The sequence below is a fragment of the Streptomyces sp. NPDC091271 genome, from assembly GCF_044757505.1.
Classification (GTDB): Bacteria; Actinomycetota; Actinomycetes; order Streptomycetales; family Streptomycetaceae; genus Streptomyces.
Genome location: NZ_JBIVVD010000008.1, coordinates 278,292 through 295,745 on the forward strand (window position 1 = coordinate 278,292; position 17,454 = coordinate 295,745).

At 71.5% G+C, this 17,454-nt stretch carries 19 protein-coding genes; 12 read left to right on the forward strand and 7 right to left on the reverse strand.

Features of this window, described 5'->3' with window-relative positions; all coding sequences use genetic code 11:
* Positions 1 to 26: 26 nt before the first annotated feature.
* Genes argC through ACIQM3_RS31110 form a run of 5 tightly spaced genes read left to right on the forward strand, consistent with a single transcriptional unit; the run spans position 27 to position 4,896 of the window.
* Complete coding sequence (argC, locus tag ACIQM3_RS31090) at positions 27 to 1,055, forward strand: N-acetyl-gamma-glutamyl-phosphate reductase (RefSeq protein ID WP_401630247.1); 1,029 nt, start codon at positions 27 to 29, stop codon at positions 1,053 to 1,055.
* Entirely contained in the window at positions 1,052 to 2,206 is a 1,155-nt protein-coding gene (gene argJ, locus ACIQM3_RS31095) for a bifunctional glutamate N-acetyltransferase/amino-acid acetyltransferase ArgJ (protein WP_401630249.1), read from the forward strand. The genes argC and argJ overlap by 4 nt, the downstream gene beginning before the upstream one ends.
* Complete coding sequence (gene argB, locus ACIQM3_RS31100) at positions 2,203 to 3,129, forward strand: acetylglutamate kinase (protein WP_401630251.1); 927 nt, start codon at positions 2,203 to 2,205, stop codon at positions 3,127 to 3,129. The genes argJ and argB overlap by 4 nt, the downstream gene beginning before the upstream one ends.
* Complete coding sequence (locus ACIQM3_RS31105; RefSeq protein ID WP_401630253.1) at positions 3,126 to 4,325, forward strand: acetylornithine transaminase; 1,200 nt, start codon at positions 3,126 to 3,128, stop codon at positions 4,323 to 4,325. Before argB ends, ACIQM3_RS31105 begins: the two co-directional genes overlap by 4 nt.
* A gap of 25 nt (positions 4,326 to 4,350) precedes the next feature.
* Positions 4,351 to 4,896 (forward strand): arginine repressor, encoded by a 546-nt coding sequence (locus ACIQM3_RS31110; RefSeq protein ID WP_362929380.1) that lies wholly within the window; start codon positions 4,351 to 4,353, stop codon positions 4,894 to 4,896.
* On the opposite strand, the gene ACIQM3_RS31115 is transcribed toward ACIQM3_RS31110, so the two are convergent.
* The 3 genes from ACIQM3_RS31115 to ACIQM3_RS31125 all read right to left on the reverse strand — a co-directional run bounded on the left by ACIQM3_RS31115 (position 4,890) and on the right by ACIQM3_RS31125 (position 7,520).
* Positions 4,890 to 5,591: a L,D-transpeptidase gene (locus ACIQM3_RS31115; protein ID WP_401630255.1), complete on the reverse strand. Its 702-nt coding sequence runs from the start codon at positions 5,589 to 5,591 to the stop codon at positions 4,890 to 4,892. The two genes, ACIQM3_RS31110 and ACIQM3_RS31115, sit on opposite strands and share 7 nt — an antisense overlap.
* 64 nt (positions 5,592 to 5,655) lie before the next feature.
* Complete coding sequence (locus ACIQM3_RS31120; protein ID WP_401630257.1) at positions 5,656 to 6,255, reverse strand: pyridoxamine 5'-phosphate oxidase family protein; 600 nt, start codon at positions 6,253 to 6,255, stop codon at positions 5,656 to 5,658.
* A gap of 41 nt (positions 6,256 to 6,296) precedes the next feature.
* Entirely contained in the window at positions 6,297 to 7,520 is a 1,224-nt protein-coding gene (locus ACIQM3_RS31125; RefSeq protein WP_401630259.1) for a hypothetical protein, read from the reverse strand.
* 208 nt (positions 7,521 to 7,728) lie between these two features.
* Between ACIQM3_RS31125 and argH the strand changes: the two genes are divergently transcribed.
* Positions 7,729 to 9,162: an argininosuccinate lyase gene (gene argH / locus ACIQM3_RS31130; RefSeq protein WP_401630261.1), complete on the forward strand. Its 1,434-nt coding sequence runs from the start codon at positions 7,729 to 7,731 to the stop codon at positions 9,160 to 9,162.
* 63 nt (positions 9,163 to 9,225) lie between these two features.
* The gene (locus tag ACIQM3_RS31135) at positions 9,226 to 10,197 is read left to right on the forward strand and encodes an aldo/keto reductase (RefSeq protein WP_401630263.1); all 972 of its coding nucleotides are present in this window, start codon (positions 9,226 to 9,228) and stop codon (positions 10,195 to 10,197) included.
* Between the two features lie 50 nt (positions 10,198 to 10,247).
* Here the strand turns inward: ACIQM3_RS31135 and ACIQM3_RS31140 are convergent, their stop codons facing one another.
* On the reverse strand, positions 10,248 to 10,748 hold the full coding sequence (locus tag ACIQM3_RS31140) for a hypothetical protein (RefSeq protein ID WP_401630265.1): 501 nt from the start codon (positions 10,746 to 10,748) through the stop codon (positions 10,248 to 10,250).
* A gap of 109 nt (positions 10,749 to 10,857) precedes the next feature.
* Between ACIQM3_RS31140 and ACIQM3_RS31145 the strand changes: the two genes are divergently transcribed.
* Together ACIQM3_RS31145 and ACIQM3_RS31150 are read left to right on the forward strand one after the other, a co-directional pair.
* Entirely contained in the window at positions 10,858 to 11,409 is a 552-nt protein-coding gene (locus tag ACIQM3_RS31145; RefSeq protein WP_401630266.1) for a TetR/AcrR family transcriptional regulator, read from the forward strand.
* Complete coding sequence (locus tag ACIQM3_RS31150; RefSeq protein WP_401630268.1) at positions 11,406 to 12,953, forward strand: MFS transporter; 1,548 nt, start codon at positions 11,406 to 11,408, stop codon at positions 12,951 to 12,953. Before ACIQM3_RS31145 ends, ACIQM3_RS31150 begins: the two co-directional genes overlap by 4 nt.
* Before the next feature lie 47 nt (positions 12,954 to 13,000).
* On the opposite strand, the gene ACIQM3_RS31155 is transcribed toward ACIQM3_RS31150, so the two are convergent.
* On the reverse strand, positions 13,001 to 13,672 hold the full coding sequence (locus ACIQM3_RS31155; RefSeq protein WP_401630270.1) for a lysophospholipid acyltransferase family protein: 672 nt from the start codon (positions 13,670 to 13,672) through the stop codon (positions 13,001 to 13,003).
* A 233-nt stretch (positions 13,673 to 13,905) separates the two neighbouring features.
* Between ACIQM3_RS31155 and ACIQM3_RS31160 the strand changes: the two genes are divergently transcribed.
* From ACIQM3_RS31160 to ACIQM3_RS31170, 3 genes are all read left to right on the forward strand, one after another.
* On the forward strand, positions 13,906 to 15,066 hold the full coding sequence (locus tag ACIQM3_RS31160) for a glycerophosphodiester phosphodiesterase (protein WP_401630272.1): 1,161 nt from the start codon (positions 13,906 to 13,908) through the stop codon (positions 15,064 to 15,066).
* 104 nt (positions 15,067 to 15,170) lie between these two features.
* The gene (locus ACIQM3_RS31165; protein ID WP_401630274.1) at positions 15,171 to 15,740 is read left to right on the forward strand and encodes a sigma-70 family RNA polymerase sigma factor; all 570 of its coding nucleotides are present in this window, start codon (positions 15,171 to 15,173) and stop codon (positions 15,738 to 15,740) included.
* A 36-nt stretch (positions 15,741 to 15,776) separates the two neighbouring features.
* The gene (locus ACIQM3_RS31170) at positions 15,777 to 16,280 is read left to right on the forward strand and encodes a GNAT family N-acetyltransferase (protein WP_401630276.1); all 504 of its coding nucleotides are present in this window, start codon (positions 15,777 to 15,779) and stop codon (positions 16,278 to 16,280) included.
* 33 nt (positions 16,281 to 16,313) lie between these two features.
* Here the strand turns inward: ACIQM3_RS31170 and ACIQM3_RS31175 are convergent, their stop codons facing one another.
* Positions 16,314 to 16,775, reverse strand: a complete 462-nt coding sequence (locus tag ACIQM3_RS31175; protein ID WP_401630278.1) for a hypothetical protein — start codon at positions 16,773 to 16,775, stop codon at positions 16,314 to 16,316.
* A 2-nt stretch (positions 16,776 to 16,777) separates the two neighbouring features.
* On the reverse strand, positions 16,778 to 17,137 hold the full coding sequence (locus ACIQM3_RS31180; RefSeq protein ID WP_401630280.1) for a hypothetical protein: 360 nt from the start codon (positions 17,135 to 17,137) through the stop codon (positions 16,778 to 16,780).
* Positions 17,138 to 17,454 lie beyond the last annotated feature (317 nt).

The following is a 17,454-nucleotide window of genomic DNA, read 5'->3' on the forward strand; positions in this document are numbered from 1 at the left end:
ATGCCATCGATGAGGAGGAATTTCCGATGGTGGTACGTGCGGCAGTGGCAGGGGCGAGCGGATACGCCGGCGGGGAACTGCTCCGTCTGCTCCTCACCCACCCACAGGTCGAGATCGGGGCCCTCACCGGCCACTCCAACGCCGGGGAGAAGCTCGGCGCACTCCAGCCGCACCTGAGGCCGCTCGCGGACCGTGTTCTCCAGCCGACCACCGCGAAGGTCCTCGGCGGGCACGACGTCGTCTTCCTGGCCCTGCCGCACGGGCAGTCCGCCGCCGTGGCCGAACAGCTCGGTGACGAGGTGCTCGTGGTCGACATGGGCGCCGACTTCCGGCTCGAGAACGCCGCCGACTGGGAGAAGTTCTACGGATCGCCGCACGCCGGCACCTGGCCCTACGGCCTGCCCGAGCTCCCCGGGGCACGAGCGGCGCTGGAAGGCACCAAGCGTATCGCCGTGCCCGGCTGCTACCCGACCGCCGTCTCCCTCGCACTCTTCCCGGCGTACGCGGCCGGCCTCGCCGAACCCGAGGCCGTCGTCGTCGCCGCGTCCGGCACCTCCGGCGCGGGCAAGGCGGCCAAGCCGCACCTGCTCGGCTCCGAGGTCATGGGCAACATGTCCCCGTACGGCGTCGGCGGGGTCCACCGGCACACCCCCGAGATGATCCAGAACCTCGGTGCCGCCGCCGGCGAGCCCGTCTCCGTGTCCTTCACGCCGACCCTCGCACCCATGCCCCGCGGCATCCTCGCCACGTGCAGCGCCAAGGCGAAGCCCGGGGTCAGCGCCGAGGCGCTCCGGGCGGCGTACGAGAAGGCCTTCGCCGACGAGCCCTTCGTCGACCTGCTTCCCGAAGGACAGTGGCCCGCCACCGCGGCCGTATACGGGTCCAACGCCGTGCAGATCCAGGTCGCCCACGACGAGGCGGCCGGCCGGATCATCGTGATCAGCGCCATCGACAACCTCGCCAAGGGCACCGCCGGAGGCGCCCTGCAGAGCATGAACATCGCCCTCGGACTTCCCGAGGACACGGGTCTTTCCACGATCGGAGTCGCACCGTGAGCGTCACGGCAGCCAAGGGGTTCACGGCGGCGGGCATCGCCGCCGGGATCAAGGACAGCGGTAGTCCCGACCTGGCCCTGGTGGTCAACAACGGGCCCCGCCGCGCCGCCGCGGGCGTCTTCACCTCCAACCGCGTCAAGGCCGCACCCGTCCTCTGGTCGGAACAGGTGCTCAAGGGCGGCGAGGTGACCGCCGTCGTCCTCAACTCCGGTGGCGCCAACGCCTGTACGGGCCCTCAGGGGTTCCAGGACACCCATGCCACCGCGGAGAAGGCCGCCGAGGTCCTCGGCGGCCACAGCGCCGGGGAGATCGCGGTCGCGTCGACCGGGCTGATCGGCCTGCTCCTGCCCATGGACAAGCTCCTGCCCGGCATCGGGACGGCCGCCGCCGCCCTGAGCGAGCACGGCGGCGAGAAGGCCGCCATCGCGATCAAGACCACGGACACGGTCCACAAGACCGCCGTCGCGGGCGGCGAGGGCTGGTCCGTCGGCGGCATGGCCAAGGGCGCGGGCATGCTCGCCCCCGGCCTCGCCACCATGCTGGTCGTCCTCACCACCGACGCCGACGTCGAAGCGCCCGCGCTCGACTCCGCGCTGCGCGCCGCCACGCGCACCACCTTCGACCGGGTCGACTCCGACGGCTGCATGTCGACCAACGACACCGTGCTGCTGCTCGCCTCCGGAGCGAGCGGGATCACCCCCGCGCAGGCCGAGTTCGACCAGGCCGTGCAGAGCGTCTGCGCCGACCTCGCCCGGCAGCTGATCGGCGACGCCGAGGGCGCCTCCAAGGACATCCGGATCGAGGTGATCAACGCGGCCACCGAGGACGACGCCGTCGAGGTCGGCCGGTCCATCGCCCGTAACAACCTCCTCAAGTGCGCCATCCACGGTGAGGACCCCAACTGGGGCCGGGTCCTCTCCGCGATCGGCACCACGAAGGCCGCTTTCGAGCCCGACCGGCTGAACGTCGCCATCAACGACGTCTGGGTCTGCAAGAACGGCAGCGTCGGCGCTGACCGCGACCTGGTCGACATGCGCTACCGGGAGGTCAGGATCACCGCGGACCTCGCGGCAGGCGACGAGTCGGCCGTCATCTGGGCCAACGACCTGACCGCCGAGTACGTCCACGAGAACAGCGCGTACAGCTCATGAGCGCCGCGAGGAAGCACACCGCGCTGCCCAAGGCGCAGATCCTCATCGAGGCGCTGCCCTGGCTCACCCGGCACAACGGCAGGACCGTCGTCATCAAGTTCGGCGGCAACGCCATGATCGACGAGGAGTTGAAGGCCGCCTTCGCCCAGGACGTCGTCTTCCTGCGGCACGCCGGCCTCAAGCCGGTCGTGGTGCACGGCGGCGGCCCGCAGATCAGCGCCCAGCTCGACAAGCAGGGCCTGGTCAGCGAGTTCAAGGCCGGTCTCCGTGTCACCACGCCCGAGGCGATGGACGTCGTGCGGATGGTGCTGGCCGGACAGGTACAGCGCGAGCTCGTCGGGCTGCTGAACCAGCACGGACCGCTGGCCGTCGGCATGACCGGTGAGGACGCCCACACGATCACCGCCACCCAGCACCGCCCGATGATCGACGGTGAGGCGGTCGACATCGGCCGGGTCGGTGAGATCACCTCCATCGACACCGGGGCGATCCAGGCGCTGCTGGACGACGGCCGTATCCCGGTCATCTCCTCCATCGCCCGCTCCGCCGAGGACAACCACGTCTACAACGTCAACGCCGACACCGCGGCCGCCGCACTCGCGGCCGCGCTGAACGCCGAGACGCTGATGGTCCTCACCGACGTCGAGGGCCTCTACGAGGACTGGCCGAACAGCGACGACGTCATCAGCCGGCTCACGGCCACCGAGCTGGAGAAGCTGCTTCCCGACCTCTCCAGCGGCATGGTGCCGAAGATGCGGGGGTGCCTCCACGCCGTACGCAACGGTGTCGAGACCGCCCGCGTCATCGACGGCCGGGTCCAGCACTCGATCCTGCTGGAGATCTTCACCGACGAGGGAATCGGCACGATGGTCGTTCCCGACGCAACACCCGCCACGGAGTACGAGGCAGAGGGGGAGTCATGACCGGCAACGAGGAGTTCGCACAGCGCTGGCAGGGCGCGCTGATGGACAACTACGGCACCCCGCAGCTGCCTCTGGTACGCGGAGCGGGCGCCCGCGTGTGGGACGCGGACGGGAACGAGTACCTCGACTTCGTCGGCGGTATCGCGGTCAACGCGCTCGGCCACGCACACCCCGCGGTGGTCGAGGCCGTCTCCACGCAGATCGCCTCCCTCGGCCATGTCTCCAACCTCTACACCGCCGAGCCCCCCATCGCTCTCGCCGAGCGGCTCCTCCAGCTCTTCGGGCGGACGGGCAAGGTCTTCTTCTGCAACTCCGGCGCCGAGGCCAACGAGGCGGCTTTCAAGATCGGCCGGCTGACCGGGCGTACGCACATGGTCGCCACCGACGGCGGCTTCCACGGCCGGACCATGGGCAGCCTCGCCCTGACCGGACAGCCCGCGAAGCGCGAGCCGTTCCTGCCGCTGCCCGGCGACGTCACGCACGTGCCGTACGGCGACATCGAGGCGCTCCGGGCCGCGGTGACGACCGACACCGCGCTCCTGATCATCGAGCCCGTGCAGGGCGAGAACGGTGTCGTCGTACCGCCCAAGGGCTATCTGGAGGCGGCCAGGGAGATCACGCGGGCCACCGGCACGCTGCTCGTCCTGGACGAGGTGCAGACCGGTGTCGGCCGCTGCGGCCACTGGTTCGAGCACCAGGCCCACCAGGGCGTCGAGCCCGACCTGGTCACCCTCGCCAAGGGCCTGGGCGGCGGGCTGCCCATGGGTGCGACCGTGGCGTTCGGCGCCGCCGCCGACCTGCTGAAGCCCGGTCAGCACGGCACGACGTTCGGCGGCAACCCCGTCGCCTGCGCCGCCGGTCTCGCCGTGCTGGACACGCTCGCGGCCGACGGGGCCCTGGACACCGTGAAGCGGCTCGGTGAGAAGATCAGGGACGGCGTCGAGGGCCTCGGGCACCCGTTGGTCTCCCACGTCCGCGGCTCCGGACTGCTGCTGGGTATCGTGCTCACCGGGCCCCTCGCACCGAAGGTGCAGCAGGCGGCTCAGGGAGCCGGACTCCTGGTGAACGCGCCCGCCCCCGACGTCGTACGGCTCATGCCGCCGCTGATCATCGGTGACGCCGAGGTGGACGCGTTCCTGCGGATTCTGCCGGGAGCTCTCGACGCGGCTTACGGGGACGGACGATCCGGAGAGTGACCATCCGGAGAATGAGGCGACGACGATGACCGAGGCGCAGGAATCCGACCACGGAGGGCCGTCGGTGCCACAGACCCGCACGGCCCGCCACCGCAGGATCGTGGACATCCTGAACCGTCAGCCGGTGCGCTCGCAGAGCCAGCTGGCCAGGCTGCTGTCCGACGACGGGCTGAGCGTCACCCAGGCGACGCTCTCCCGCGACCTGGACGAGCTCGGCGCGGTGAAGATCCGCAACACCGGCGGCGAGCTGATCTACGCGGTGCCGAGCGAGGGCGGTTTCCGTACCCCGCAGGCGCCGCTGGGCGGGTCGGCCAAGGAGGAGCGGATGCGCCGGCTCTCCGCCGAGCTGCTCATCTCCGCGGAGGCCTCGGCCAACCTCGTGGTGCTGCGTACGCCTCCGGGCGCCGCCCAGTTCCTCGCCTCGGCCATCGACCAGGCCGAACTCCAGGCGATCCTCGGCACGATCGCGGGGGACGACACGCTGATGCTGATCAGCCGTGACCCGAACGGCGGGCAGGCGCTGGCCGACCATCTGCTGCGGCTGGCCCAGAACGACCGCGGTCCTCAGTAGCGGGTGATCGCGGTCGGGCCGGACTCCGTCCCGACCGCGATGTGCGGCCGGCGGGCCGGGTCCGCCCAGGCCAGGATCCGGTCCATGGCGGCCGCCGGCACGGACACACAGCCCGCGGTCGCGCCCTTGCCGTCCACGTGGAGGAAGATCCCGGCGCCCCTGCCGCGTACGGGCCGGTCGTAGTTGAAGCCGATGACGAGCGCACGGGCGTACTGGACGGTGTAGGTGACGAGGTGTTCGGCCTCGTCCGCGCGGCAGTCGGCGGGCCGCGGCTCCACCCAGCGGTTGTAGGCCCGGGACGCGTTGTCCTGGCACCACCACGCGTTCTCGCCGACCTCGCGGTACGGGTAGCGGGTCCCGGGCGGGGCCGCCTTGATGCCGAAGGCGTACGGCAGGCCGTACAGCCCGGTGGGCGTGGTGTTCGTGCCCTGGGTGCGTGTGGCGCCCTCGGCCAGTCCGTTCGCCCCGAAGCGCGCGGGCGCCGAACCCGCTGCCACCCAGCCGTCCGCGCGCCGGTCCCACCAGGTGACCGTGCCCCTGTCGGAGTCCGTGCCGGGGGCCTCGGCGGTGATCAGCTGCGTACCGCCGCCCGTGTCGGCCAGCCGCTCCGGAAGGGGCGACGGACCGGCGGGCCGCGCCGCGAGGGAACCGGCCAGGGCCAGCAGGACCGACGCGGTCACCAGGAATCTGCGCATGCTCCGGACCGTACGGCGCGCGGCCTCCCGCCCCCACCGCGCCTGCTCCGTACGGCCCAGTGGCTCACTCCGTGACGGGTGCGGGCAGCGCGGGCAACGGCAGGGGGAGCCCCGGCAGCCCGTCGATGCTGGTCGCGATGTGGTCCTTCTTCTCGAAGTACCTGCTCAGGCCTTCGTCGTCCTCGCGCCGGAAACGGCCGGCGTGCAGGGTGCGGTCCTCCTCGTACGACATGAACGGCACCGCGTAACCGCAGGAGTCCCGGATCAGATCGGCCGTCACCACGATGATCGCGCGCAGCCCGTGCGCGGTGGGGTCGATGCCCGGGAAGTGGCCCAGCAGCCCGGCGAAGCGCGCGTCGTCACGGAAGACCGGCTCACCACGCCCGTGCACACGGACGATGTTGGGCGGGCCCTGGAAGGCGCACCACATCAGTGTGATGCGCCCGTTCTCCCGGAGATGCGCGATGGTCTCGGCGGTGCTGCCGGCGAAGTCGAGGTAGGCCACGGTCCGTTCGTCGACGACGGCGAACGAGCCGCTCATCCCCTTGGGGGAGAGGTTGACCGTGCCGTCGCCGTCCAGGGGCGCGGTCGCGGTGAAGAAGAGGTGCTGTTCCTCGATGAAGGTCCTGAGCCGGCCGTCGATACGTTCGTACGTTTTTCCCATGTTCGCATTCTTGTGCCGCTCGCCGGTCGCCGCCGGGAATTTCACCGGACGACCGGCAGGCCTCGTGCCTGGGCGCGGTTCCGGACAGCCATGAGCCGCTGGGCCGCCAGACGTGTGGGGGCGGGAAGCCCCGGCGCCATCCGCGCCAGCAGCCAGTCCGATGGCAGCCCCGTGGCGTACGGCCGCAGAGCCCGGCCGGCGGCGCGGACCACAGGGGCGGCCTGATCGTCGATCAGCGGACGCATGCGTTCGGAACGTACGGCGTCGAGTGCGCACAGACCCGCCACGGCATGGGCGCGTACGGCGGGGACCGGATGAGCCGTCAGGGCCCACAGCGCTTCGGCGTCCGCACGCGAGCCGCACTCCCCGAGCCCCGCAGCCGCCGCCGGGTGTCTCGCGGGGTCGGCGCACATCGACCGGTACAGAGGAAGGGGGTCGGTGCCCGCCTGCCGCAGCACGTACCGGGCGCAGGCCCGCACCACGCCCGCCCGGTCCGCGAGGAACGCGGCCGCCTCGCTGTGCCGTCCGGCGCGCCTCAGCGCGGTCACGCCCGCGGAACGGACCTGGGGTGAGCGGGCGGCCAGCAGGGGATCCACCACGTCCTCGTGGTCGCCCTCGCCCATACCGGCGAGTGCCGCCTCCGCGCAGAGCGCCCGCACGCGTGTGTCGCCGGACGCGGTGGCGGCGGTGCGGGCGAGCTCGGCCGGGGTCAGCAGGCGCCGGTCGACGGCGATGCGGTAGCCGATTCGGCGTACCGCGCGGTCCTGACTCGTCAGCAAGGACTCGACGTCCGCCGCAGGCCCGTCACGCAGCGCACTGTCCAGCAGGCCCCGGGCGAAACCGCCTCGTTCACGCCGGGCCAGAAGCAGGATGAGCCCGGCCAGGGGGACCAGTCGCCGGCCGGAGACGTCCGCGAGCAGCTCCCGGGCCCTCAGACGCACCGGCGCGGCCCAGTCGGCGCAGCGCACCACCAGCAGCGGCCGCAGGGTGGCCACTCCGGACGCCGGCTCCAGGGCTGCTCCACGGACCCTTCCGTCGGGGTGGCAGAGGGCCAGGGCGATCCGGGCCACCTCGGTCGGGGTGGGCCCCCCGGCCGGTAGGCCCTGGAGCTCCTGGCGCGTCGGCAGCCGGCTCGCGGCGTGCGGTGCCAGGTCCCGGACCTCGGCATCCAACGCGACCCAGGACGCCGGAGAGTCGGTGTCGATCGTCTCGTGCACCGGCGCGCCGAGGGCGATCCGCCCGGCCGCCCCGTACCCGTCACTCATGCTGCCCCCCAGGAAGTCGCCCGTGCCCGATCATCGGGGGAGGTGCGGTGGATGCCGATCGTACGGGCGGGCCATGTTCGAGCCCAGCTATTTCAGGGACCCTGGCCAGCAGCTTTGACAAAACATACGGACCATTGCATAGTTATGCCATTCGTGATCGCGCGCCATGAGGCGGACGCACACCCCTTGCACTTCCGAGGAGCACGCAGTGAGCAACGGCACCGGCAACAGCGACGTACGCCTCTGGGGCGGCCGTTTCGCCGACGGCCCCGCCGAGGCGCTGGCCAAGCTGTCCGCCTCCGTCCACTTCGACTGGCGGCTCGCGCCGTACGACATCGCGGGCTCCCGCGCCCACGCCCGCGTGCTGAACAAGGCGGGGCTGCTCACCGACGACGAGCTCGCCCGCATGATCGAGGGCCTGGACTCGCTCGAAGCCGCGGTCGCCGACGGGTCGTTCACCGGCACCATCGCCGACGAGGACGTCCACACCGCACTGGAGCGGGGACTCCTGGAGCGCCTCGGTCCGGACCTCGGCGGGAAGCTGCGCGCCGGCCGGTCCCGCAACGACCAGGTGGCCACGCTCTTCCGCATGTACCTGCGCGACCACGCCCGGATCATCGGCGGACTGGTCGCCGAGCTCCAGGACGCCCTGGTCGGACTGGCCGAGGCGCACCCGGACGTGGCCATGCCCGGTCGTACGCACCTCCAGCACGCGCAGCCCGTCCTCTTCGCCCACCACGTCCTGGCGCACGCGCAGTCCCTGTCCAGGGACGCGGAGCGGCTGCGGCAGTGGGACGAGCGGACCGCGGTGTCGCCGTACGGCTCCGGCGCGCTGGCCGGGTCGTCCCTCGGGCTCGACCCGGAGGCGGTCGCGGCGGACCTCGGTTTCGAGCGCGGGTCGGTGGGCAACTCCATCGACGGCACCGCCTCGCGGGACTTCGTCGCCGAGTTCGCCTTCGTCACCGCGATGATCGGCGTCAACCTCTCCCGCATCGCCGAGGAGATCATCATCTGGAACACGAAGGAGTTCTCCTTCGTCACCCTCCACGACGCCTTCTCCACCGGCTCCTCGATCATGCCGCAGAAGAAGAACCCGGACATCGCCGAGCTGGCACGCGGCAAGTCCGGCCGCCTCATCGGCAACCTGACCGGTCTGATGGCGACCCTGAAGGCCCTCCCGCTCGCGTACAACCGTGACCTCCAGGAGGACAAGGAGCCGGTCTTCGACTCCTGCGACCAGCTCGAGGTCCTGCTCCCCGCCTTCACCGGCATGATGGCCACGCTCACCGTCAACCGGGAGCGCATGGAGGAGCTGGCCCCGGCCGGCTTCTCGCTCGCCACGGACATCGCCGAGTGGCTGGTCAAGCAGGGTGTCCCGTTCCGGGTGGCGCACGAGGTCGCGGGTGAGTGTGTGAAGGTGTGCGAGCAGCAGGGCATCGAGCTCGACGAGCTGACGGACGAGCAGTTCGCGAAGATCTCCGAGCATCTCACCCCGGAGGTGCGCACCGTCCTGAACGTGCCCGGCGCGCTCGCCTCCCGCGACGGCCGCGGCGGGACCGCCCCCTCGGCCGTCGCCGTCCAGCTGGCCGAGGTGAAGGCCGACCTGGTGACGCAGCACGCCTGGGCGACCGCGCGCGGGTGATTCGCAGGCATCGCGGGCTACGTTGACGGGAAGGCGTTCGGAACCGACCCAGAGGAGCCCGCGATGCCCTTCGCCCGCCTGAACCGAGCGACCACCCCGACCTACCGCATCGGGCTCGGCCTGGCCGCCGTCGGAAGGCCCGGCTACATCACCCCGCACCGTGACCGCGACCTGCCCGGCGACCGCGGCGTGGACGCCCTGCGCGCCCGCACCCACGAACTCCTGGACGCGGCCTATGCCCAGGGCGTGCGCTATTTCGACGCCGCCCGCTCCTACGGCCGCGCCGAGGAGTTCCTCGCCGAGTGGCTGACCGTCCGCCCCGATGTCACGGACGTGGTCATCGGGAGCAAATGGGGCTACACCTACACCGGCGACTGGCGTGTGGACGCCGAGGAGCACGAGGTCAAGGACCACTCACTCGCCACCTTCGAACGCCAGCACGCCGAGACGGCCGGGCTGCTCGGTGACCGGCTCGATCTCTACCAGATCCACTCCGTGACCGCCGACAGCCCGGTGCTCAGCGACAAGGACCTGCACGCGCGGCTCGCCGAGCTCGCCGCCGCAGGCACCACGGTCGGCTTCTCCACCAGCGGTCCGGACCAGGCCGGTGCCATCCGCGCCGCCCTCGCCCTGACCGTGGACGGCGAGCCCCTCTTCCGTACCGTCCAGGCCACCTACAACGCCCTGGAGACCTCCGCCGGAGCGGCGCTCGCCGACGCCCATGACGCCGGGGTGACCGTGATCGTCAAGGAGGCCATGGCCAACGGCCGGCTCGCCGGGACCGAGGCGCCCGCCGTCGTCCGGGAGATCGGCGCCGAAGCCGAACTGGACGCGGACGCCGTCGCCCTGGCGCTGGTGCTCCACCAGCCGTGGGCCGGAGTCGTCCTGTCCGGCGCGGCCACCGTCACCCAGCTGGCGGCGAACCTGCACGCGCCGCTGCTCGATCTGGACCCGGACAGGCTGGACCGGCTGGCCGCCCTGGTGGAGGAGCCGGAGGCGTACTGGCGCCACCGGGCGTCGCTGCCCTGGAGCTGAGCGGCCGGATCGCGGCGGCCGGTCCCCGCCGGACGCCGGCCGGAGCCCGTTCACGCCCAGTCGGCGAGCGCTTCGAAGTCCGCCCGCACCAGCCCCACCCAGGGGTCGACCCGCCGCAGCAGGGCCCGCCCCGGGTGGTGCGCGGCGACCCAGTCCGTGTCGAGGCCGGAGATCTCGTCGTCGATCCACGCGAACGGCCTGCCGTCCGCGTAGTCGACGACGTAGCGCGTCTTCCAGTACGTCCCGTCGGCCCTGGCCGCGTGCATCGCGGGCCAGTCGATGTACGGCAGCGGGGGCAGCCCGATGCGCGGGCCGACCCACTCGTTCGCCTCGTCCTTCCAGGTGGTCGCCCAGACGAGTTCGTACCGGTCGGCGAGGGCCAGCAGCTCGTCGCCGTGGCCGGGGCTGAGCAGGACGGGCAGCGGGATACCCGCCTTCCACCCCGTCGGCCGCATCCGATGGAGCGTATAGCCCTCCGGGACGGTGGGGCGGGACAACGCCGCATAGGGGTTGAGCGGACCGTCGATGTCGATCAGCAGCAGCGGCTTCATGGCGCCATGGTGCCCCTGGGCCGCCCGTCACCGGCGGACCGATTCCGGCTCCGTTCGAACGGGGCGAGTGAATGGGACGTCGATGTCTCATGTGAGTTAATGTTGTCTCATGACTCTCGATCGCGAGCAGGTTCTGCGGAGCGCGGCCGCCCTGCTGACCCGTAAATCCACGGCGACCATGGACGAGGTCGCCCGGGCGGCGGGCATCGGCCGCGCCACCCTGCACCGGCACTTCGCCGGGCGGGACGCCCTGGTCGGAGCGCTGGAGGACCTCGGGATCCGGGAGTTCGAGGCGGCCCTGGACTCGGCGGCGCTCGACGAGGGCACCGCGGAGGGCGGACTCCGGCGGCTGATCGCGGCCGTCGAGCCGAGCGCCGGGCTGCTGTCGTTCCTCGTCACCGAGAACCAGCTCTTCGAGGGCGACCACGTCAACGAGGGCTGGAGCCGCCTGGACGCCCGGGTCTCGGCCTTCTTCCGGCGCGGCCAGGAGCGAGGCGAGTTCCGGATCGACCTCACCCCCGCTTGGCTGACCGAGGCACTGTACGGCCTGATCGGGAGCTGCGCGTGGTCCGTGCAGACGGGCCGGGTGGCCGCGCAGGACTTCCCGTACATGATCGTCGAGTTGCTCCTGGGCGGAGCACGCCGGAGCGTGGAGAAATGAGCAGCACCTTTTCGAGGGCAGGCATCACGGGCGACGTGCGTCATCCCGGCCGGTGGATCGCCCTCACCGTCCTCGTCCTGGCCGTGCTGCTCGTCGCCGTCGACGCCACCGTCCTCGGGCTGGCGACACCGTTCCTCAGCGAGGACCTCGAACCGACCGGCACCCAGCTGCTCTGGATCGGCGATGTGTACTCCTTCGTCATCGCCGGACTCCTGGTCTCCATGGGCAGCCTCGGTGACCGCATCGGCCGGAAGAAGCTGCTGCTGACCGGCGCCGCCGCCTTCGGCGCGGTCTCCGTCCTGAACGCCTACGCGTCCAGCCCCGAGATGATGATCCTGGCCCGGGCGTTGCTCGGTGTCGCGGGCGCCACCCTGATGCCGTCCACGCTCGCCCTCATCCGCAACCTCTTCCACGACCCGCGCGAACGCAGCCTCGCCGTCGGTATCTGGGGCGCGATGGCCTCGGCGGGCGCCGCCGTCGGGCCGGTCGTGGGCGGACTCCTGCTGGAGCACTTCTGGTGGGGTTCGGTCTTCCTGATCAACCTGCCCGTGATGGCCGTCCTCGTCGTCGTGGGCATCAGGATGATCCCCGAGTCGAAGAACCCGGCACCCGGGCCCTGGGACCTGCTCAGTGTGGGACTCTCCCTGGTCGGCATGATCGGCGTCGTGTACGCCGTCAAGGAGGCCGCCGCACACGGCGTGAGCTGGGAGAACGGCGTGGCGGCCCTCGCTGGTGTGCTGGCACTCACCTGGTTCGTGCGCCGTCAGCTGAAGCTCCCCGCCCCACTGCTGGACATGCGGCTCTTCCACCACCGGGGGTTCTCCGGAGCGGTCCTCGCGGACCTGCTGACCATCCTCGGCCTGTCCGGGATCGTCTTCTTCCTCTCCCAGTTCCTGCAGCTGGTCCAGGGGCGGGGCCCGCTGGAGGCAGGCCTCGCCGAACTTCCCGCGGCCGTCGGCGCGGTGACCGCCGGCCTGCTGGCCGGGAGGGTGGCACGCCGCTACTCCGTGCGCTCCGTGGTCGCCGTCGGACTCGGTGCCATCGGCCTGTCGCTCGCCGTGGTCACGGTGATCCACAAGGAGACCGGCTATCCCCTGATCGGGGTCCTGCTCCTGGTGGTGGGCGTCGGCGCGGGATTCGCCTTCACCGTCACCTCCGACGTGATCCTCTCCAGCGTCCCGAAGGAACAGGCGGGCTCCGCGTCCGCGGTGTCCGAGACGGCGTACGAGCTCGGAGCGGCCCTCGGCATCGCGCTGCTCGGGTCCATCGTCACGGGCGTCTACAAGGGCTTCGGGACCCCAGTGGGCATCCCGGCCACCGCCGCGACGGCGGCACACGAGTCACTGGGCGGAGCCGTGGAGACCGCGGAGCACCTCCCGGCACACCAGGGGAGCGAGCTCGTCGTCGCGGCTCAGGAGGCCTTCGTCAACGGCCTGCGGGTGTCGGCGGCGGTCGGAGCCGTCGTGCTGCTCGCGACCGCGGTCGCCGCGTGGTTCCTGCTGCGCGGCCAGAAGCTGGAAGAGGGGATCATCCCCGACGAGTGAGTGGCCCGGCGCGCTCGCGCCGGGCCACTCGGATGCACTCGTACGGCTCAGGCGGCCTTCGCCTTGGTGGCGTACATGTCGACGTACTCCTGGCCGGACAGCTCCATCACCTCGGTCATCACGGAGTCCGTCACCGCCCGCAGGACGTAGCGGTCGCGGTCCATGCCCTCGTAGCGCGAGAACTCCAACGGCTCACCGAAGCGGACCGTGACCTTGCCCGGGCGGGGCAGGCCCGCGCCGCCCGGCTGCAGCTTGTCCGTGCCGATCATGGCGAACGGCACGACCGGCGCGCCGGTCATCAGGGTCAGCCTCGCGATGCCCGTACGGCCCCGGTAGAGCCGGCCGTCGGGGGAGCGGGTGCCTTCGGGGTAGATCGCGAAGGCCTTGCCCTCCTCCAGCACCCGGCGGCCCGTCATCAGCGCCGCGACACCGCCGCGGCCGCCGTCCCGGTCCACCGGGATCATGCCGCTGCCGGTGAAGAACCAGGCCATCAGCCGGCCCTTCAAGCCCTTGCCGGTGACGTACTCGTCCTTGCCGATGTAGAACACCGGCCGGTCGCAGCAGATCGGCATGATCATCGAGTCGATGAACGTCAGATGGTTCCCCGCGAGGATCACCGGGCCGTCACCCGGGATGTTCTCGGCGCCCTCCACCTGTGGCCGGAAGAGCAGGCGCAGGATCGGTCCGAGCACTGCCTTGATGACCGTGAGTCGGGACAACGCATCCTCCGGTGTCGTGGCCGGGCGGCCGGGGCGGGAATTCGCGAGGGTCTGTGCAGGTGAGGACGATACTCGCGGGTACCGCCTCTCCGCACATCGGGTTCACCCAGCGGATACGCAGTGTTGACGTGTGTTTCCGCCATGTTCGTCCACGGTCCGCCCCACCGATGGCGTAGCTGCCTACGATCAAGCCTCGCCCGAAGGTGCCGGACATCACATGCGAGGAGCATTTTATGACAGAGCGCGCGCAGACCGGGCCCGGCCGGCGGACACTCCTGGGGGCGGCCGTCCTCGGCGCCACGGCCCTCGGAGCCACCGGAACGGCGAACGCCGCCGGGCGTGGCGCCCCGGACGGGCGGGGCGGCAGAGGCGGCTACCGGGACCTGCCCGTGCCCACCGTCGTCGGCCACCGCGGTGCCAGCGGCTACCGCCCCGAGCACACCCTCGGCTCCTACCAGCTGGCCCTGGACATGGGCGCGCACATCGTCGAGCAGGACCTCGTGCCGACCAAGGACGGCCACCTGGTCTGCCGCCACGAGAACGACATCACCGGCACCACGGACGTGGCCGAGCACCCCGAGTTCGCGAGCCGCAAGGCCACCAAGCGGGTCGACGGCGTGTCGCTCACCGGCTGGTTCACCGAGGACTTCACCCTCGCCGAGCTGAAGACCCTCCGGGCCAAGGAGCGCATCCCCGGCAACCGCCAGGAGAACACGCTGTACGACGGCCGCTGGGAGATCCCCACCTTCGAAGAGGTCCTGCGCTGGGCGGACAAGGAGGGCCGCAGGCGGGGCGAGCCCGTCTGGCTCTACGTCGAGACCAAGCATCCCTCCTACTTCAGGGGACTCGGCCTCGGCCTGGAGGAGCCCCTGGCCAAGCTGCTGCGCCGCCACGGCCGGCACCGGGCGGAGTCCGCGCTGATCCTCCAGTCCTTCGAGCCCAGCTCGATGCAGCGGCTGTCGAAGCTCGTCGCCACCCCCCGTGTCGTCCTGCTGTCCGGCCCGAAGGAACGGCCGTGGGACTTCGTGGAGGCCGGCGACCCCCGTACGGTCGCCGACCTGGTGAAGCCCGCCGGGCTGAAGTGGATCGCGTCCTTCGCCCAGGGCATCGGCCCCACGCTGGACCTCGTCATCCCCAAGGACGGCGAAGGACGGCTGACGTCCCCCACCTCGCTGGTGGCGGACGCGCACGCGCGGGGCCTGGTCCTGCACCCGTACACGCTGCGCAACGAGAACACTTTCCTGCCGGCGGACTTCCGGCGCGGCACCGACCCGAACGCGTACGGCGACGCGTTCGGCGCTCTCCGGGCGTACTTCGAGACAGGGATCGACGGGATCTTCTCCGACAACCCGGACACCGCCCTGCTCGCGGCAGCCGACTTCGCCAAGGGCTGACGTACGGGGCCCGGGGGCGCGTCAGCCGCCCGGCCGTCATGCCCCGGTCGGGTGGAGCTCGCCGGGTGCGGCAACCCGCCGCGCACGGGGAGCGTTGACGGGGCATGACACTTCTTGATCATGTTCCGGCGGCCCCGGCCGAGACGGCGGGCGACGGCGGGCGGGCCCTGGTGCGTGCCCTGCACGCGCTGGTGCGCGCGGAGGCGGGGGCCGAGGCCCAGGCCGCCGGTGTCGAGGCCGCGGACCTGGAGCAGTCGGTGTGGCTGAAGCTGCTGGAACGCCGGCCCGGCCCGGGCGTGCCCGTCGACCGCGCCCGCTGGGTCCGCGCCGCCGTGCGGGCGGAAGCGCGCGTCGCCCGCCGCAGGATCCGGCGCGAGCGCGCCTACACCGCCGGTGAACCCCCGGGCGACTGGACGGACTGCCCCGAGCGGATCGCGGTGGGAGCCGACGAACGCCGGGCGCTGCGCACCGCGGTGAGCCGGCTGCCCGGCAGGTGCCCACGGTTACTCGAGGCGATGCTGGCTCCCCACGATCCGACGTACCGGGAAATCGCAGGGGAGTTGGGTATGTCACAGGGGAGTTTGGGCCCGATGCGTTCCCGATGCCTTGGATGTCTGCGCAGAATGCTGGCGGCGGAGGTTGCAGCTCCTGAACTGCGGGGAATGGAGCGGTAGACAACCGGCGGACAGGTGAGCGGGAGGCATGCACACATGGGCATGAGCGTGACCATCTCGGCGGCGACAGCACAGGACGTCGAGCAGATCTTCAGACTCCAGTACCTCTGTTTCCAGAGCGAGGCGGAGCTCTACGGCAACTACCGGATCGACCCACTCGTCCAGACGCTCGACTCGGTGCGGGACGAACTCGCCACGGACCTGGTGTTCGTGGCCCGGCTCGGCGACGAAGTCGTCGGCTCGGTACGCGGCTTCACCGACGCCGACGGCGCCGGCCGGATCGGCAAGCTCTGCGTCCACCCCCGGCTCCGCAACCACGGCCTCGGAACCCGTCTCCTGCGGGCCGCGGAATCCGGCCTTGCCGACGGGCGTTCGGCCACCCGCTTCCGTCTGCACACCGGGGAGCGCAGCGAAGGCAATCTGCGGCTCTACCGCAAGGCGGGCTATGCCCAGGTGGGCAACGCCACCGGAGGTGACGGCGTCCGGATGGTCCTGCTGGAGAAGGACGCCACCGCCCCCGCCTACGTGACCAGTGCCTGAACGAGGTGCCTGACGGCTCCCGTACGCCCCGTGTCAGGCGATGCGCGCACGGCGCAGCCAGATCATCCCGGTGACCGGCAGGATCACCGGGATGAGCAGGTAGCCCATGCCGAACCCCGACCACACCGTGCTGTCCGGGAAGGCGGAGGGCTCCAGGAGCGTCCAGGTGCCGACGATCAGCACACCGGCGAGCTCGGCGGCGCAGCACACCAGCGCCGCCCTGCGCGCCTTCTCCCCGCCCCGCACCAGCGAGTACGTGATGAAGCCGTACACGACGGCGGCGACCGCCGAGAGGACGTACGCGAGCGGTGCCTTGCCGAAGTCCAGGATCATCTCGACGATCGAGCGGGACGCGGCGGCCACGGTGAACACCCCGTAGAACCAGACCAGTACCCGGCCCGGCCCGGTGCCGAGGTCGAACTGCTGCTTCTGCTGCGGGGCGTTCCGCTGTGGGGCCGGGGACGCGGGCTTCCCCGCGCGGTCGGTGTCGCTCAAGGTCAGTTTCCCCAGATGTCGTAGAGCCGTACTTCGAGGACGGCGAGCACGACCGCGCCGGCCGCCACCGTCACCGAGCCCCAGCGGGTCCGCTCCGTCAGCGACAGGAAACCCGCCGCGGGCACGGCCGCGAAGGCGCCGATCAGATAGGCGATGAAGATCGTCATGCCCTGGTCGGGCCGCTCGCCACGCGCCAGCTGCACGATTCCCACGAGCAGCTGCGCGAGCGCCAGCGCGGACACGACCGCCATGCCGATGAAGTGCCAGTCCTTCGTGGGCTGGTCCCGGTAGGCGGCGAATCCGCACCAGGCGGCGAGGGCGAGCGCGGTCACGGCGACCGCGACCGTCAGGGCGTCGAGCATGAGGTGAGGGTATTACGGACGGGCGGAGCCGCCGCGTGGGGGCCCGGACGCCCCGCGGGCGCGGGCGGCTTCCGGGGAGCGTGGCCTTTGCCACAGGGTGCGCACAGCATGATCGTCCCGCCGACGGCGCGGCACGTGGCACTGTTCGCGTTTTTGCAGGTCAGGAAGGTGTGTGCGACGGTCCCGGCCGGGAGGGACACGTATCCACGGCCGTCCGCTATACGGACACGGGGGATCGCCGGAACGTTACGTCTGTTTTACTTGGGCCATGACCACGACGAGCTACCGCAGCCCTGCGACCGAGGCGATCCCGACGC

Excerpts from the sequence above, each read along its gene's own strand:
- argC (WP_401630247.1), top strand. The coding sequence starts at position 27 with ATGGTGGTACGTGCGGCAGTGGCAGGGGCGAGCGGATACGCCGGCGGG.
- argB (WP_401630251.1), top strand. The coding sequence starts at position 2,203 with ATGAGCGCCGCGAGGAAGCACACCGCGCTGCCCAAGGCGCAGATCCTC.
- ACIQM3_RS31105 (WP_401630253.1), top strand. The coding sequence starts at position 3,126 with ATGACCGGCAACGAGGAGTTCGCACAGCGCTGGCAGGGCGCGCTGATG.
- ACIQM3_RS31110 (WP_362929380.1), top strand. The coding sequence starts at position 4,351 with ATGACCGAGGCGCAGGAATCCGACCACGGAGGGCCGTCGGTGCCACAG.
- ACIQM3_RS31115 (WP_401630255.1), bottom strand. The coding sequence starts at position 5,591 with ATGCGCAGATTCCTGGTGACCGCGTCGGTCCTGCTGGCCCTGGCCGGT.
- ACIQM3_RS31120 (WP_401630257.1), bottom strand. The coding sequence starts at position 6,255 with ATGGGAAAAACGTACGAACGTATCGACGGCCGGCTCAGGACCTTCATC.
- ACIQM3_RS31125 (WP_401630259.1), bottom strand. The coding sequence starts at position 7,520 with ATGAGTGACGGGTACGGGGCGGCCGGGCGGATCGCCCTCGGCGCGCCG.
- ACIQM3_RS31135 (WP_401630263.1), top strand. The coding sequence starts at position 9,226 with ATGCCCTTCGCCCGCCTGAACCGAGCGACCACCCCGACCTACCGCATC.
- ACIQM3_RS31140 (WP_401630265.1), bottom strand. The coding sequence starts at position 10,748 with ATGAAGCCGCTGCTGCTGATCGACATCGACGGTCCGCTCAACCCCTAT.
- ACIQM3_RS31145 (WP_401630266.1), top strand. The coding sequence starts at position 10,858 with ATGACTCTCGATCGCGAGCAGGTTCTGCGGAGCGCGGCCGCCCTGCTG.
- ACIQM3_RS31150 (WP_401630268.1), top strand. The coding sequence starts at position 11,406 with ATGAGCAGCACCTTTTCGAGGGCAGGCATCACGGGCGACGTGCGTCAT.
- ACIQM3_RS31160 (WP_401630272.1), top strand. The coding sequence starts at position 13,906 with ATGACAGAGCGCGCGCAGACCGGGCCCGGCCGGCGGACACTCCTGGGG.
- ACIQM3_RS31165 (WP_401630274.1), top strand. The coding sequence starts at position 15,171 with ATGACACTTCTTGATCATGTTCCGGCGGCCCCGGCCGAGACGGCGGGC.
- ACIQM3_RS31170 (WP_401630276.1), top strand. The coding sequence starts at position 15,777 with ATGGGCATGAGCGTGACCATCTCGGCGGCGACAGCACAGGACGTCGAG.
- ACIQM3_RS31180 (WP_401630280.1), bottom strand. The coding sequence starts at position 17,137 with ATGCTCGACGCCCTGACGGTCGCGGTCGCCGTGACCGCGCTCGCCCTC.